This is a genomic window from Acinetobacter sp. YH12027, assembly GCF_013420085.1.
GTDB lineage: Bacteria > Pseudomonadota > Gammaproteobacteria > Pseudomonadales > Moraxellaceae > Acinetobacter > Acinetobacter amyesii.
This window is the reverse complement of record NZ_VOYW01000023.1, coordinates 1-15466: the sequence shown is the minus strand read 5'-3', so window position 1 is coordinate 15466 and position 15466 is coordinate 1. Positions and strand designations below refer to the sequence as shown.

Genomic DNA, 15466 nt, shown 5'->3' with positions numbered 1-15466 from the left:
TAAATTGTTGTTTGCTGTTATTCTGCGAAAGGTAATTTTCCACCTTGATCATGTACAGATTCAAAGGTACTGACGCGGAGCTGATCTTCCTTCGATTTAAAATGTTGATTACGGAGTTGCTGCACCGCTTGTTGTTTAGCACTGTCACTCATATTGCTTTTCACAATGCTGTCACGCTCTGTGAGGTATTGATTTACGCTAGATTTCCAAGAGCTGCGCTGGCTGTCTAGATTTTCAAGGCGCTGAGTAGCTTCTGGACCCACTAAATTTAACCGCATTTGATGGATTTCTTCGCTTGAACCACCACGGGCTTTAATGTCTGCTGTGAGCTTACGTAAATCTTCAAGTTTATTGATTTGTTCCAGATTTTCTTTCCAATCTTCTGGGAGTTCATCAAACAGGGCTTTTAGTTTTTTGGCTTTTTCTGATTCAGACAGTTTTTTGTCATTTACTACTTCCATGCGATTTAGCGTGTATTCGTGATAAGTATTTTCCTTGCCAAATAAACCTTCAATTTCATAATCAGAAAAGAACTGTTTTCTTAAATTCTGGGTGCTGCTGTAGATCGAGCGATAATATTGTGGTGATTCTTTGTCGTCGCTTGGTGGCTGTAAATTACCTAACTGTTCACGATATTTCATATAACGATCCCACAAATCATAAATTTGGGACAGCGCCGGCTCTTTATGACCTTGTGCAATGTAGGCTTTAAAGTCCTTTTTGATTTGATCAATCGATTTTTCACCATATTGAGTGATGAAATATTCAAAACAATTCCGTGTTTGTTCGTTCACGATCAGACGGTTTGAACCATCCATACTGATTTGACAGTTAACTTCCGTGTCTTGTTGACTTGGACTGAGCAGTGAAGAACCGCTTGTGGCTTGAGCCGTAGCGCTTTCGCCCTGAGCTAAAGGCGTATTTTGTTGTTGAATCGATTGATCTGAAGGATCATTTTGTGATGCTTTTGGCGCCAGCCAAAATATAAATACAGCAACTGCGATAACGACCAAGGCAATGATGAGCCAAAGTTTATTTTTTTGCATATCCCAATGCACCTTTATTCCGTTTTTAATTGTTTTAGAGTTCTAAATGCGAACTCAATATGACATAAAATGCAGATAAAAACATAGAAGAGTTGTAAACGTTAGATGTGGGTTGTTACCATTGCGCTGTTCCTGTATTAGCCAAATTTTGACATGAAAAAAGCCTCTCCTAAGATCCAACGTCGTCCTGTACATGGTGTATTTCTTTTGAATAAGCCATTAGGTATTAGCTCGAATGCAGCCTTACAGAAGGTGCGTTGGTTGTTTCGTGCACAAAAAGCAGGGCATACTGGTGCGCTTGATCCGCTGGCTTCAGGTTTATTGCCGATTTGTTTGGGTGAAGCGACCAAGTTTTCACATTTCTTGCTCGACTCGACCAAGCGTTATCAAACCACGGTCTTTTTAGGACACAGCACCACGACGGGTGATGTGGAGGGTGAGGTACTGATGGAACAAGCCGTACCTGTTTTGACGGAAGCCACGATTCAGCAGGTACTGGCACAGTTCGTGGGAGATATCCAACAAATTCCACCGATGTATTCTGCGCTGAAAAAAGAAGGTCGCCCGCTGTACGAGTTGGCGCGTAAAGGCATAGAAATTGAGCGTGAAGCACGTCCAATTTCGATTTATGCCATCGAGTTATTATCATTTACTGAGAATAGTCTTACACTCGACATCACCTGTTCCAAAGGCACGTATATTCGTGTATTAGGCGAAGATATTGCTAAAGCATTGGGTACTTACGGACATTTAACCTATCTACACCGTATTCAAACAGGTCATTTTGATCTTAACCCAAGCTTTACCATTGAATATTTAGAGAGTCTGACCGAAGCTGAGCGTGAAGCATTATTGCTGCCGGTGTATTCACCTGTCGATCATTTCTGCAAAGTGCAAGCGCCGGAAGGTCGAGCTGAATATTTTAGTCGTGGAATGCAAAGTAATATTGAGCATGCTGCGGAAGCGCAGGTTTTGGTATTTGATGGGGAACGTTGCTTAGGTCTAGCGGAAATTACCGATCGTAAGCGCTTAGTACCAAAACGTGTATTAAATCTTGAATAGTCATCAACAGCCACTGAAGCCAAATTATGGAAATTGAAATTATTTTAAGCCTCTTATTTTTTGCATTTTTTGCCGGTGCAATTGATGCAGCAGTGGGGGGCGGAGGATTAATTCAAATTCCAGCCATTATGAATGCCATGCCGCACTTATCTCCGGCGACGGTGTTTGGCACCAATAAGTTGTCTTCGATTTTTGGTACAGCGTCAGCTTCCTATTCTTTTTTACGCCAAGTCAAACTCCGTTGGAAATTACTTGCGGTCATTGCAAGCTGTGCATTTGTTGCCTCCTTTGTGGGAGCAGCCTGTGTATCAATGATTCCAAAAGAAGTCTTACGTCCTTTCGTTTTGGTCATGTTGATCGTGATTGCAATTTATACCTTTGCCAAAAAACAATTTGGTCAGGTGCATGTACGCCAAGAACTGACTCCTAAAATCCTCGGTTTTGCCGCTATTGGTAGTCTGGTGATTGGCTTTTATGATGGCATCTTTGGACCTGGCACTGGCAGTTTCTTTATTTTCTTTTTTATTCGTTATCTACAAGCAGACTTTTTACATGCCTCTGCTTTGTCAAAAGTCGCCAACTTAACCACCAACCTTGCAGCACTGAGTTTTTTTGCGCCCACTGGCCATGTGTTATTTGCGATAGGCTTAATGATGGCTGTAGCAAATATTTTAGGCTCGATCGTTGGTGTACGTGCGGCAATTAAATACGGTAGTGGCTTTATTCGAATTCTATTTTTGATTTTGGTGAGTATTTTGATTGTACGGTTGGGTTATCAAACCTTTACGGGACAAGCTTAAAACAAAACTTAACAGAGCTGCGCTGTATTCTGATGCGGATATGTTTAGTATAAAAATGAAGCACTTTATTTTGCTGAATTAAAAAAAATACTCAGCTATCGCTAAGCATCAGAGGACATCATCAGAATGAATATTTTTGAAGCTTTACGCCAAAGTCATGAAAAGCAACGTGAACTTGCTGAAAAACTCATTCAAACATCAGGGGATACACCTGAGCGTCGAGATTTATTTGAGCTGCTCAAAAATGAGTTATTCGCGCATGCTGTCGGGGAAGACCGATATTTTTATATTCCTTTAATGATGACCGATTCGGGGCTGAATATTACCCGTCATGCCTTGGCTGAACATCATGAAATGGACGAACTTTTAGAGCAGTTGACTGAGACTGAATTTAGCAATCCGGGCTGGCTGGCCATTGCCAAAAAACTTTCAGAAACTGTGCATCATCATTTACAGGAAGAGGAACACGGTTTCTTTCAACAAGCCGGTAAAATATTGGATGATAAGCAAAAAGAAGCTTTGGCTAAACAATACTTAGCCGAGTATAAAAAATATAAAAAAGCAGATAAAGACAGCCTGACTGGTTAAGTCCTTTATAGAAGCTAGACTTTTTCGAACCTTGTATTTAAAAGCCTTGTATTTAAAAGCTTAGATGTAGGAGTTCTTAGACAAGGTGTTGAAAAATGGCGGCAATCCCGCCATTTTTATTTAACTATTTTGCCTTTAAAAATTTAGTTGGCTGTTTCCGATTTAGAGGAACGCATCGTCACCCCGACTGAGGCGAGCATAATGCACAGCAGTGCGATCCATTGCCACATGCCGATACGTTCTCCCAATAAAACCATACCCGTAATAGCTGCCAAAGCAGGTGAGATACTCGACAATGTGCCATAACTCAGCTTACTTAGAATCTTTAAGGCTTTGAGGTCTAGGGCATAGGGAATCGCTGTGGCTAAAATGGCAATCAACAGTGCTTTAGGCCAATATTGTGTATCCAATAAAGCTGATGCGTTGTTATAGAGGCCGATGGGTAATAAGGTCAATGCCGATAAACTAATGGCGATGGTCAGTGCATGCATACCAATATTTTGGTGTACCACTTTTTGTCCAAAGTAAATATAGAATGCCCAACATAGCCCCGCAGTTAAGGCACACGCCGCACCAATCAGTGAGAAATTACCACTCTGGGCTTGTCCCCAAGGCACCATCAACGCAATCCCTAAGATCGCCAAAAACACCCAAATATAGTCACTACGATTTTTTATCGACAGCAGTGCCAAACCTAGCGGCCCAATAAACTCGAGTCCTACGGCAATGCCTTGAGGGAGTTTGCCCAGTGACATATAGAACAAGACATTCATGAGGCACAGTGCTGCGCTATAGCAGAGCAGATCACGCCATTTTAAAAACGACAGTCGTTTTAAAATGTGCCATGAACGAAACATTAAACAAATAATAATTGAAGCAAAACAGAGTCGTAAAATGGTCACACTGAGTGGATCAAGCACCAAAAATAATTGTTTGGCGAATGATGCACTGATCTGATAGGAAATCATGGAAAGTACCATGAAAACGACTGCTAATAATTGTGAGTTTGGCATGCGGCACACAGTTGTTGGGCGGTGTTGAGCCCTATTTTTGAGTCAGTACAGTATAGCGGTTAATGCTAACAATTGAGTGAATTTTAACATTTGACCAAATCATGATGGATTTTGAATTTAAATGACTTTGGCTTTTTGCGTGGTATAGGTACACCCAATCGATGCACAGATGATGACAGCAAGGGCTAACCACTGAGTCCACAGCAATTGTTCATTTAAGAAAACAAAACCAGAGAGTGCTGCAATCGCAGGTTCTAGGCTCATGAGCGTTCCGAAACTGAGCGCCGTTAAATTGCGGAGCGCAATCATTTCTAGAGTAAAAGGTAAAGCACTGGCTAGGGTCGCAAGTGCAATAAAATACAGTAGACTACTTGGCTCAAACGCCTGTGCCGGCATACCTGCAAAGAGTGCGATGGGCATCAAAACACACATGCCGACGAACATGCCTAAGCAAACTGTATGATTGCCTGAGACCCCTGACGGTTTTTGACCAGCCACGATATAGAGTGCCCAACACGCACCTGCCCCGAGGGCAAGTAAGATCCCAATTGGGTCAAGCCGTTGTGCAGCTTGGTCAAAAGGAAAAAGTAGGATAAGGCCTAAAATAGCCAGTCCGACCCAAATAAAATCAAATTTTCGGCGTGCAGCAAATAGTGCGACACTGAGCGGACCTATAAATTCAAAAGACACGGCAATGCCGAGAGGTAGGCGATCAATGGACAAGTAAAACAGCATATTCATGCCTGCAAGCGCACAGCCATAGCTGATAATTGCAGACCATTTGACTTGTTTAAAATTGATTTGCCAAATTTTAAAGATAATCGCCAAGATTAATGCACCAAGCAGTAAACGCATCGCGGATACGGTCAGGATGGGAAACTGACCAAACAGGTACTTAGCGAACGAACCACTGCTTTGCATACTGATCATTGCAATAAGCAAGATCAGCGGTGCTTGGACAGCCGGTGCAACTTTAAAATTTGGCATAGACTAAATTTGTTTCGATGACTCGAAGAGCGGGAGATTGGCAAAAGCCAGATTTTAAAAGTCTACTACAATAAAAAAACCACAGCCCGAAGGCTGTGGCTTCAGTGTCTAATTAAATTAGAACAATACGCGAACGCGGATGGTACCTTCAACTTCGTGAAGAGTATCCAAAGCTTCTTTAGATGCAGTTGCATCAACGTCCATCACAAGATAACCCACATCACCTTTAGTCATTAAAGACTGACCAGAGATGTTGATACCGTGTTCAGCAAACAAGTTGTTGATTTTTGAAAGCACGCCTGGCACGTTTTTGTGGATATGAAGTAAACGGTGTTTGCCTTCAGTCAACGGTAACGCGATTTCTGGGAAGTTCACTGCAGATAAAGTCATACCTTTATCAGAGTAAGCAACGAATTTTTCAGCCACTTCTAGACCGATGTTCGCTTGCGCTTCCATTGTTGAACCACCCACGTGAGGAGTCAAAATCACGTTGTCTAAGCCACGAAGTGGAGAAACGAATTCTTCACCGTTTGCTTTAGGTTCTTTAGGGAATACGTCTACAGCCGCACCAGCAATATGACCAGATTTGATAGCATCAGCAAGATCTTCAATGATGACACATGTACCACGTGCAGCATTGAGGAAGATTGCGCCTTCTTTCATTTGAGCAAATTGGTCTTTGCCGAAGAAGTTGCGAGTTGATGGAACGTCAGGAACGTGTAAAGAAACCACGTCTGCATTGGCAAGAAGTTCACCCATAGAACCGACTTGACGTGCATTACCCATCGGAAGCTTAGTCACGGCATCGTAATAAATTACGTGCATACCTAAACTTTCAGCAAGTACAGAAAGTTGCGAGCCAATCGAACCGTAACCAACAATACCTAAAGTTTTACCACGAGTTTCAAATGAACCGACTGCAGACTTGTTCCAACCACCACGGTGAGTTGAAGCAGATTTTGCAGGAACACCACGAAGTAATAAAATCGCTTCAGCAAGTACTAGTTCAGCAACTGAACGCGTATTTGAGTATGGTGCGTTAAATACTGGAATACCGCGAATCATTGCAGCATTTAAGTTCACTTGGTTTGTACCGATACAGAAACAACCCACAGCAATCAGTTTGTTCGCCGCTTCAAAAACTTCTTCAGTTAATTGAGTACGTGAACGAATACCAATGAAGTGAGCATCTTTAACCGCTTCTTTCAACGCTTCACCCTCAAGCGCAGTTTTACGGTAGTCAATGTTGGTGTATCCAGCAGCATTTAGAGTGTCGATTGCGTTTTGGTGAACGCCTTCTAACAACAAGAAACGAATTTTATCTTTAGGTAAAGAAAGATGTTGGCTCATTACGGCTCCGCTACAAAGGCCAAATTTAGTGCGCATATAATAGCATAGGAAGTCGCCTGATATACATTTCCTTTATGACCGACGTCATGGCTATTTTGGCGAATGATGAGTCAATATTTTTTAGATTTGGTCTAATTAACTTGGTCATATTCCTCGTGACATTTTGAAATCACGTTTTTCTTTGGGTTTTGTCAAAAAAAGCCCAGTTATAGCTTATAATGGTGCCGCTCAAAATCATCATGACCAATTCCCTGACATTTTGATGCGCTCTGTTTCAGGCTTTTTCCCTTGAAATATGCGTTACCGCAGTTTTGACTGAATGAAGTCTGGACCTTTAAAAAACTTGTTTACTTCTTGCAAGGTCTGAAAACGATGAATGCTCCAGTCGCTTTAACCCCAGAGTTATTGACCCAATTGACCGCTATTGTTGGCGAAAGCCGTATTAAAACAGATGCGGATAGTCTCCAAAATTGGGGTCGTGACCATACTAAGCACTTCGATCCAAACCCGTCGGTCGTCGTTTTCCCTTCAAGCACAGAACAAGTTCAACAAATTGTAAAACTTGCGAACCAATTTAATGTAGCGATCACACCAAGTGGCGGTCGTACAGGTTTGTCTGCGGGTGCTGTGGCTGCTAACGGTGAAATCGTGGTAAGCATGGACAAGATGAACCAAATCTTGGAATTCTTTCCAGCTGACCGTATGGTTCGCGTACAAGCAGGTGTAGTGACTGAACAACTTCAGAACTATGCTGAAGAACAAGGCATGTACTATCCAGTTGATTTTGCATCTTCAGGTTCATCTCAAATTGGCGGCAACATTGGTACCAATGCGGGTGGTATTAAAGTGATTAAATACGGCATGACTCGTAACTGGGTGTTGGGCATGACTGTGGTTACTGGTAAAGGTGACATCCTGCGCTTGAACAAAGGCATGATCAAAAATGCGACTGGTTATGCACTTCAACACTTATTTATTGGTGGTGAAGGTACGCTAGGTTTAGTGACTGAAGCTGAAATCAAACTTGAACGTCAACCCCATGACTTACAAGTGTTGGTTCTCGGTGTGCCTGATTTTGATGCGATTATGCCTGTTCTACATGCCTTCCAAAAGAAAATCGACCTGACTGCATTTGAGTTCTTTGGTGAGCTTGCAATGCAAAAAGTATTGGACAATGGTCATGTACAACGTCCATTTGAAACACCATGTCCGTTCTATGTTTTACTTGAGTTTGAAGCACCATTTGAACCGATCATGGATGCGGCAATGGAAATCTTTGAACATTGCATGGAACAAGGCTGGGTACTGGATGGCGTGATGAGCCAAAGCTTAGACCAAGTACATAGCTTATGGCGTTTACGTGAAGACATTTCAGAGTCAATCGCACCGTTCACTCCATACAAAAATGACATCTCAGTTCTGATTACACATGTGCCTGCATTTATTAAAGAAATTGATGCAATTGTGGAAGCGAATTACCCAGACTTTGAAATTTGCTGGTTCGGTCATATTGGTGACGGTAACTTGCACTTAAATATTTTGAAACCTGCGGATTTAAGTAAAGATGAATTCTTTGCAAAATGCCAAGTGGTAAACAAATACGTATTTGAAACTGTGAAAAAATATGACGGTTCAATTTCAGCAGAACATGGCGTGGGTATGACTAAAAAGCCTTACCTCGATTACACACGTTCAGCAGAAGAAATCGAATATATGAAAGCATTGAAAAAAGTATTCGATCCAAATGCAATTATGAACCCAGGTAAATTGTTCGATCTTTAATTTTTTAAAGACGTACTAGAACGCATCTTCGGGTGCGTTTTTTTATGGCTATAGCACGCCTTTTTAGCCGCACATGGATGAGAAACAGCACGTTGATTTTGTGGAGTGAGGAACTTCTTTTACATTGCTTAAATAGTGTTTTGGACAAATGTTCGGCATGATAGGACTGAATAATAAATTTGAGTTGCTTCTATGTATCGTTTAATTGCTGTGTCTGCATTGTGTGTGGGGATGTTGGCGGGTTGTGCGACAACGCAGAAAATTGTGTCTAAAGTCGGTTCTTCTGCTACACCACTCGATCAGGTGTTAAAAGAACGTCCTGATTTGCGTAAAGAGCTGTCGACTGTGGAAATTCGTCAGTACTTTAACCGTGTTGAGTCGCCAAATGCGGGGCAGGTAAAAGTGACGGAAACGGGTTTGATGGATGATTCAGTGAAATCGGTTCGTACTATTTATAGTTTTAGATTGGTGGATGGTGACTGGCAGCGTGTAAATACGCAAAAGGAATATCAGTGCCAACGTGGTAAAAATACCAAGACTTTCCAAGCGGCGAAGTGTCCTTAAATTATAAAAAGTTAAGGTCTAAATTTCTTATTAAATATTCAGCATGACGGGGTCCTTTCATTTTAAATTCGATGATTGGAGCTCGTATCTACTTTTGTTTCGGCAAAAGTAGCAAAACTATCTTTCATCCGCAAAACTCGTCAAATACCATCTTCAATTGTGTAGGTCGCAGAAACTTTACATATTGAATGTGTCCTGACTCGGACAGTTGCGGATGAGTTTCCGCGTATCTTAATTTTCATCCTAAACATAGAATATTCAATCCTAAAAATATTCTCGTGAGTTCGTATAGTTTTTAATAATATTGAATCGAATTCAAATCATGATCAGATTTCAAATTTATGATGAAAACCCTCGCTTTTATTCACGTCAATGACTCAGGCTCACCTGTCGGTGACTTTGCTCCAGTGACTTCAGTTTTTTCCCATTATGAGTTGGGCAATACCGTTTCGCCTTTTTTATTGCTCGACCATTTAGGGCCTGGGGTGCTGAAACCAACCAAACTGAAAAAAGGCGTGCTGGAACATCCACATCGAGGGTTTGAAACCGTCACATTAGTGTTTAAAGGCGAACTCGAACATCATGATACGGCAGGTGGCGGTGGCGTCATTGGTGAGGGCGATGTGCAGTGGATGACTGCTGCTTCAGGCATACAACACGAAGAAGTCTTTAGCCAAGCCTTTGCACAGCAGGGCGGAGCATTTGAAATATTGCAATTGTGGGTCAATTTACCTGCTAAAGATAAAATGAATCCTGCGCGCTATCAGAGCTTAGCCAAAGCCAGTATTCCAAAGATCAATTTAGCCCAAGATGCAGGTTATGTAAGGATTATTGCAGGGCATTATTTAACAGCCGACGGCCCCGCAGAAACACATACACCTATACAAGTATTTGATGTCTTTGTCAGAGCAAATCAAAGCATCACCCTGCCTGCACAAGAAGGGGATACCACACTTGTGTATTTACGTTCGGGCAAGCTGAAATTTACTGAAACAGATGAACAGTTAAATGCACAGCATATGGCAGTCATGTCGAGCCGAGGTGAAAATGTCGAATTGACGGCAGTTGAAGATAGCCACATGTTGTATTTATCGGCGCAGCCTTTAAATGAACCCATCTATGGGCGAGGTTATTTTGTGATGAATCATTTTGCAGAATTCATGCAAGCCTATGAAGACCTAAAACAAGGTCGCTTTATCCAAAAAGCAGACAATGAAAAACCATAAAAGCGGTAGTTTAAAAAGACCAATACAACGCCAGCAAACACTGTTAAAATAGTCGGACTCAAACCGACAGATCGGTTCGTTGAAGTTCATTTTATCTCTATCTAGCGTCTTGTGAATACGACGCACATATGGCGGATAAGCCGCAAATTCATTTTTAAAATTAATATTACAGTGCTCGTCATTGGGCTGAAGTGTCTCTCCCTATTTGTCATTTCAAGCTCGACAGCACATATTTGATATGTAGATAACAATGCAAAACGTACAAACCACAAAATTAAGTCGTGCCACCTTAATGTTTCCCTTGGCACTGGTTTTATTTGAATTTTCTGTCTATATCGGAAACGACTTAGTCCAACCCGCCATGCTTGCGATTACCCAAGAGTTTGGTGTGAGTAGTGCATGGGCACCCTCGTCGATGTCATTTTACTTATTGGGTGGTGCCTGTGTCGCTGCAATCTTAGGACCTTTGTCAGATCGATTAGGCCGTAAAAAAGTCTTGTTGGGTGGTGTGGCATTCTTTAGCTTATGCTGTTTAGCGATATTGCTCACGCATAATATCGAAAGCTTTTTAACTTTGCGTTTTTTACAAGGTTTTGGTTTATCGGTCATTTCAGCTGTGGGCTATGCTGCTGTTCAGGAAACTTTTGAAGAGCGAGATGCCATCAAAGTCATGGCGATCATGGCCAATATTTCACTACTGGCGCCACTGATCGGTCCTGTCCTCGGTGCCTTTATGATTGATCACGTGTCATGGCATTGGGGCTTTATTGGAATCGCATTTCTATCTTTTCTGAGTTGGTTTGGTTTAAAAGCCAAGATGCCGACACAGCACATCAGCATCCCCAAGCAACCGGTGGGCTATATCATTGATGACTTTAAACAGGTGTTAAAAAACAAACGCTTTTTGGCGTTGACACTGGGCCTACCGATGGTGGCAATGCCACTGATGCTGTGGATTGCGCTATCTCCAGTCATATTGGTGGAGAAGCTAGGACTGAGTAGTATGCAATACGGCATGGCACAGTTTCCTGTTTTAGGCGGGCTGATCCTTGGTAATATTGTCCTGATTAAAATCATCGACAAACTGCCTCTAGGTCAGTCTGTGATGATCGGGCTACCATTGATGTTACTCGGGACGAGCCTTGTGGTGATTGGGACGATGACTGAAAGTTATTTTCTGACCTTTCTCATTCTCGGCATGAGTTTGGTCAGTTTTGGTGAAGGGATTAGCTTTTCTGTGCTCTATCGTTTTGCCTTAATGTCGTCTGAAATGTCGAAGGGCACAGTGGCTGCGGCAGTGTCTGTGATCATGATGCTGACGTTCTTTGCCGTGATCGAAATCGTGCGCGTGCTATATGAAAACTTTGGCCTTTGGGCCTATAGTTTGGCAGGCTTTACCCTCATTATCTTGTGGTTCAGCCTACCACGCTTGGTGGTGCGAGATATTATACGACAACGTCAATTGTCGGGTGAATTTTAAATTCGAGTTCATGCCATTATAGAAAAAGCCCAATGCTGTGTAGAACAACATTGGGCTTTTTTATTTGTTGTATCCCGTCTTAATTTGATGTTGCAGGTTGTTCTGCATTTTTTAATTTGCGATCGAAAATGAACGGGCCAAAAGGCAAAATCGATGCAATCAGGCCCATTAGAAATACGCTAAGCGACCATTTTTGCTTTTCACAGACCACAAATAGCACCACCAAGAAGGCAATAAACAAGACGCCATGTCCCATACCGACGTATTTGACCAATATTGGATTATCCATTAGGTACTTCATTGGCATAGCAATGAACAACAATAATAAAAAGGAGATGCCTTCGAGTAGGCCTACAAAGCGTAAGGTCTTGATATTCATGCGAAGTCTAAATTCAAAGTGATTTCAGTCTTGAGTGTACCTGAAAGCACAGCAGGAACGAAGCGTTCCTGTTGAAATAATTGATCCGCATATTGAATCTAAGTAAATGTTTTTAAAGTTAATTCTGAGTCATCTGCTCGGATTAATTTTCTAGATCCGCTAAGGCATCCTCAATTGAACCCTGATCAAATTCATAGTTACAGCCGAGTAAAATCATCGGGCTTTTTCCGGTCATTTCAGACAGGCTTAGTTTGTGATTGATGGCATGCAGATCATCCGTTTCAGCTTCCGTGCGTAGGATTTTTTCACCACGGAAAAACGGCATATTGGCAAACATTGGATGCTGCTCAATGCCATACTTTTGGGCAAGTTTTTTCACATCGGCTTGGCGATAGATTGCGAATACTGCATTGGAAGACAGGCCAATTTCTTGGGTCGGCATGCCAAAAAACTCTACAGCCTGCTTATTTTTATAGATATAAATAAACGGTTGATGTGGGTCATCATGGCGTTTCCAACCCAATTGCCCTAGAACCTTTTCATAGTCGAGTAAAGTGTCATGGTAGGTGTCGTAATCGGCCTGACATTCCAGAATACGCTTTAAATTTTGTGCTGTCGGTGCTGCAAAAACAGAAGACGCAGCTAAACATGAGGTCGCCACAATCGTGGGTAATATGAGGCGTTTAAGACCTAAACTAAGCATTTTCATTATGAGTCTCAAATGATTTTATTTAATTTCCGCCTGAATTAGTTGTGTTCGAAGCTGAATCAGTTCGGCTAATGTTTCTAATAATAAACTGATCTGCTTGAGCACCAGTTGTAGGTGTTTAGAGCGCATTTCTTCAGTGCTGAGTGTTTGAATTTCGAAAAGTTTTTGCTGAATTTTCTCAGGGTTGAGCGGTTTTTGTTGAATTAAGACGTCGTCCAACGTGCTTTGACACCATTGCAGTAGTTCAAGGACTTGTTGGTCTTGTACTTGTTCACGGTGGCTCCCCAATGCAGAAATATAACTGAGCTGGCTATGGCTATAGACCAAATAGCGAAAAGCATGTTGAATCAAAGTTTGGTCGGGTTCAGGCTCGGTACTTAAACTTGAAATCATGCTCGACAATTCAGTTTGAGCATTATGGGCTGAACGACGGGCACGCCGATAATCAATGCTATTGGTTTTACCATGGAGGTATTGCTCAACCACGGCATCAAAATAATGCAGGGTCGCAGCAGAGCTTTTTTGAATGGTCTTGGAAATATTGCGAAAGTCCCAATCTGGCCAGATCACATTCACCGCAAACCACGCAATAAAACAGCCGAGTAGGGTATCAACGATACGCGGTAAAATGACCGCATAACCTGCGCCTTTTAAATTAAAAATCAGCAAGACCATTAAGGTTGCCATGAGGGTCGCCATGGCATATTTTTTGGCACTCAGATAGAAAAAGCATACGCCAAAAATAATCGTCAGCAGCAATTGACCTTCGACACTCGGCACAAAATACAAAATAGGAATGCCAAGTAAGACCCCTAATATGGTTCCCAAAGTCCGCATCTTTAAACGACTTTTGGTCGCAAAATAACGCATCTGACAGACAAATAAACTGGTCAATAATATCCAATAGCCATTTTTGGCAAAGGGCAGTAGCGAAATGGCATAGCCCATGGCAAAGACAAAAGCGATGCGAACGGCATGGCGAAACAATGCAGACTCGGGACTCAAATGCTGTTTCAGTTTGAGCCATAAATCATGCCAGCCGTGAATATCGTCATCGAGTAAATTGAGGTTATCAATATGCTGCTGATAAGCCTGTTGCTGTGAATGATCTAAATCTTGAACATGCGAAAAACGTTCTTGTACACTGTCCAAATTACTCAAGATCAGCTGTAGGTTCTTCACTTCTATATTTTGCGGATTATTGGTCATCCACTCCTGCAAAGAGGCATGCAAATGTTCCAGTGCTTGTGCGGTAATGGGATCAGGCTGATAGGGCTGTCGATGTAAAATACAGTAGGCCAACTGTTGGCAAGCCTGCGCCTGTAATCGAATATTTTTTTGAAAACGGAAAATTAAATCGGTACGGCTAAAATTTTGATGAATTTGTTCATAGTGTAAATAATTCGCACTGGCCTGTTCGTGAATATCTTGTGCCAAGAAATATAAATTCAGCCAGTAGATGGTGTTTTTATTTGCTCTTGAGGCTTTTAAACGGGTGAGTAAAGAAGCTTTGGTCGTGTTTAAACTCGGGATGACATCACTGTTTTTGAGTGATAATTCATACAGTAAGTGTTCCACATTGTTGACATTATCTGGGTCAAATAAGCGTGCTTTTGCATTCAGTACTTCGGCGATTTGTAAAAAACAACGCGAGAGATTGTCCTGTACGGGTAGGGTGGGTTTAATCAGGTAAAAAAGAATCGAGGTCAAGCCATACCATATTGCCCCTAGAACAAAGCAACTGGGTTGAAAATACCAGGTGTCATATTCGCCCAAGCCGAACATGGTGTAGATCGATAGTAAAATCGTGCCAAAAGATATCGTGGCATAGCGTTGCCCCAAAGCTCCTAATAAAATAAATCCTGCACTGGACAGTGAAAGATATAAGATAAACAGCAGCTTATAGGGATAGAGAAAATCTAAAATACTACTGACACTAAAGAAGAGTACGCAGACATAGAGCAAATTACGCAGTCGGATGCTGAGTCGGTCATCAAAGTCCGTGAGCGCGGTAGCAATCGCACCTAAGGTGACGGGCACAATAAAACTATGAAAACCGAGAAAATATAATCCGAGCGTGGTGCCACTCAAAACAATACAAATTTGCAGGCAATACATAATGATTGCACTGGATTGAAACTGTTGAAACCAGGAAAGTCGCGTGTTCACAGAGTTTTGTAGTATTCGAATGATTTTGTAAATTAGACTGAGCTTTTTTCTGTGAACTGTCAATTTTTATCAAATGGAGCGTAAAACTCTGTCCTTCAGGTCAGAGATATAAGCGACACGACATGAAGTGTCGTTTGATTTAACTAAGGACTATTTTCCTTGAGTTTTGATTGTTAATATAAGCACATGAAAACCCTTAAATTACGTATAAAAGACAAACATTGCAAGGTGTTAGACCAACTAGCATCAGAAGTGAACTTCGTCTGGAATTATGTCAATGATTTAGGGTTTAGGCATTTGAAGCGGAAAGG

14 protein-coding genes and 1 pseudogene are annotated in these 15466 nt (G+C 41.8%); 8 read left to right on the top strand and 7 right to left on the bottom strand.

The features are described from left to right. Positions 1–17 precede the first annotated feature (17 nt). Complete coding sequence (locus FTT94_RS09885) at positions 18–1046, bottom strand: lipase secretion chaperone (RefSeq protein ID WP_180170702.1); 1029 nt, start codon at positions 1044–1046, stop codon at positions 18–20. A gap of 153 nt (positions 1047–1199) precedes the next feature. Here FTT94_RS09885 and truB point away from each other — a divergent pair, with 153 nt between their 5' ends. From truB to FTT94_RS09870, 3 genes are all read left to right on the top strand, one after another. Continuing rightward, the gene (gene truB / locus FTT94_RS09880; protein ID WP_180059150.1) at positions 1200–2108 is read left to right on the top strand and encodes a tRNA pseudouridine(55) synthase TruB; all 909 of its coding nucleotides are present in this window, start codon (positions 1200–1202) and stop codon (positions 2106–2108) included. 26 nt (positions 2109–2134) lie between these two features. Further along, positions 2135–2908 carry a TSUP family transporter gene (locus FTT94_RS09875; protein ID WP_111884173.1) on the top strand — a complete coding sequence of 258 codons (774 nt, stop codon included), beginning with the start codon at positions 2135–2137 and terminating at the stop codon, positions 2906–2908. Positions 2909–3034: 126 nt separating this feature from the next. Continuing rightward, positions 3035–3496, top strand: coding sequence for a hemerythrin domain-containing protein (locus FTT94_RS09870; RefSeq protein WP_180026083.1), 462 nt, complete (start codon positions 3035–3037; stop codon positions 3494–3496). 143 nt (positions 3497–3639) lie between these two features. Here the strand turns inward: FTT94_RS09870 and FTT94_RS09865 are convergent, their stop codons facing one another. The 3 genes from FTT94_RS09865 to serA form a co-directional block, all read right to left on the bottom strand. Next, positions 3640–4509: a DMT family transporter gene (locus tag FTT94_RS09865; RefSeq protein ID WP_180170701.1), complete on the bottom strand. Its 870-nt coding sequence runs from the start codon at positions 4507–4509 to the stop codon at positions 3640–3642. A 117-nt stretch (positions 4510–4626) separates the two neighbouring features. Then, on the bottom strand, positions 4627–5496 hold the full coding sequence (locus tag FTT94_RS09860; RefSeq protein WP_180170700.1) for an EamA family transporter: 870 nt from the start codon (positions 5494–5496) through the stop codon (positions 4627–4629). Between the two features lie 117 nt (positions 5497–5613). After that, entirely contained in the window at positions 5614–6846 is a 1233-nt protein-coding gene (serA, locus tag FTT94_RS09855) for a phosphoglycerate dehydrogenase (RefSeq protein ID WP_078192852.1), read from the bottom strand. Positions 6847–7218: 372 nt separating this feature from the next. On the opposite strand from serA, the gene FTT94_RS09850 reads away from it, so the two are divergent. The 4 genes from FTT94_RS09850 (at position 7219) to FTT94_RS09835 (ending at position 11898) form a co-directional block, all read left to right on the top strand. Beyond that, positions 7219–8628 (top strand): FAD-binding oxidoreductase, encoded by a 1410-nt coding sequence (locus tag FTT94_RS09850; RefSeq protein ID WP_078189543.1) that lies wholly within the window; start codon positions 7219–7221, stop codon positions 8626–8628. 192 nt (positions 8629–8820) lie between these two features. Beyond that, positions 8821–9192 (top strand): hypothetical protein, encoded by a 372-nt coding sequence (locus tag FTT94_RS09845; RefSeq protein WP_180049223.1) that lies wholly within the window; start codon positions 8821–8823, stop codon positions 9190–9192. A gap of 344 nt (positions 9193–9536) precedes the next feature. Continuing rightward, entirely contained in the window at positions 9537–10418 is an 882-nt protein-coding gene (locus tag FTT94_RS09840; RefSeq protein ID WP_180170724.1) for a pirin family protein, read from the top strand. A gap of 250 nt (positions 10419–10668) precedes the next feature. Further along, positions 10669–11898, top strand: a complete 1230-nt coding sequence (locus FTT94_RS09835; RefSeq protein WP_180170699.1) for an MFS transporter — start codon at positions 10669–10671, stop codon at positions 11896–11898. Between the two features lie 79 nt (positions 11899–11977). Here the strand turns inward: FTT94_RS09835 and FTT94_RS09830 are convergent, their stop codons facing one another. The 3 genes from FTT94_RS09830 to yccS form a co-directional block, all read right to left on the bottom strand. Further along, positions 11978–12277 carry a DUF3817 domain-containing protein gene (locus FTT94_RS09830; protein WP_078189335.1) on the bottom strand — a complete coding sequence of 100 codons (300 nt, stop codon included), beginning with the start codon at positions 12275–12277 and terminating at the stop codon, positions 11978–11980. A 142-nt stretch (positions 12278–12419) separates the two neighbouring features. Continuing rightward, complete coding sequence (locus FTT94_RS09825) at positions 12420–12986, bottom strand: hypothetical protein (protein ID WP_180170698.1); 567 nt, start codon at positions 12984–12986, stop codon at positions 12420–12422. Between the two features lie 18 nt (positions 12987–13004). Further along, a complete protein-coding gene (gene yccS, locus FTT94_RS09820) occupies positions 13005–15155 on the bottom strand; it encodes a YccS family putative transporter (RefSeq protein WP_373686026.1) in 2151 nt (716 codons plus the stop codon). Between the two features lie 186 nt (positions 15156–15341). Between yccS and FTT94_RS09815 the strand changes: the two are divergent. Further along, positions 15342–15466, top strand: a pseudogene (locus tag FTT94_RS09815) (RNA-guided endonuclease TnpB family protein); the annotation flags it as partial.

Coding starts and splice junctions, on each gene's coding strand:
- serA (WP_078192852.1), bottom strand. CDS start 6,846: ATGAGCCAACATCTTTCTTTACCTAAAGATAAAATTCGTTTCTTGTTG.
- FTT94_RS09840 (WP_180170724.1), top strand. CDS start 9,537: ATGAAAACCCTCGCTTTTATTCACGTCAATGACTCAGGCTCACCTGTC.
- FTT94_RS09865 (WP_180170701.1), bottom strand. CDS start 4,509: ATGCCAAACTCACAATTATTAGCAGTCGTTTTCATGGTACTTTCCATG.
- FTT94_RS09830 (WP_078189335.1), bottom strand. CDS start 12,277: ATGAATATCAAGACCTTACGCTTTGTAGGCCTACTCGAAGGCATCTCC.
- FTT94_RS09850 (WP_078189543.1), top strand. CDS start 7,219: ATGAATGCTCCAGTCGCTTTAACCCCAGAGTTATTGACCCAATTGACC.
- FTT94_RS09860 (WP_180170700.1), bottom strand. CDS start 5,496: ATGCCAAATTTTAAAGTTGCACCGGCTGTCCAAGCACCGCTGATCTTG.
- FTT94_RS09835 (WP_180170699.1), top strand. CDS start 10,669: ATGCAAAACGTACAAACCACAAAATTAAGTCGTGCCACCTTAATGTTT.
- FTT94_RS09825 (WP_180170698.1), bottom strand. CDS start 12,986: ATGAAAATGCTTAGTTTAGGTCTTAAACGCCTCATATTACCCACGATT.
- FTT94_RS09885 (WP_180170702.1), bottom strand. CDS start 1,046: ATGCAAAAAAATAAACTTTGGCTCATCATTGCCTTGGTCGTTATCGCA.
- truB (WP_180059150.1), top strand. CDS start 1,200: ATGAAAAAAGCCTCTCCTAAGATCCAACGTCGTCCTGTACATGGTGTA.
- FTT94_RS09875 (WP_111884173.1), top strand. CDS start 2,135: ATGGAAATTGAAATTATTTTAAGCCTCTTATTTTTTGCATTTTTTGCC.
- FTT94_RS09870 (WP_180026083.1), top strand. CDS start 3,035: ATGAATATTTTTGAAGCTTTACGCCAAAGTCATGAAAAGCAACGTGAA.
- FTT94_RS09845 (WP_180049223.1), top strand. CDS start 8,821: ATGTATCGTTTAATTGCTGTGTCTGCATTGTGTGTGGGGATGTTGGCG.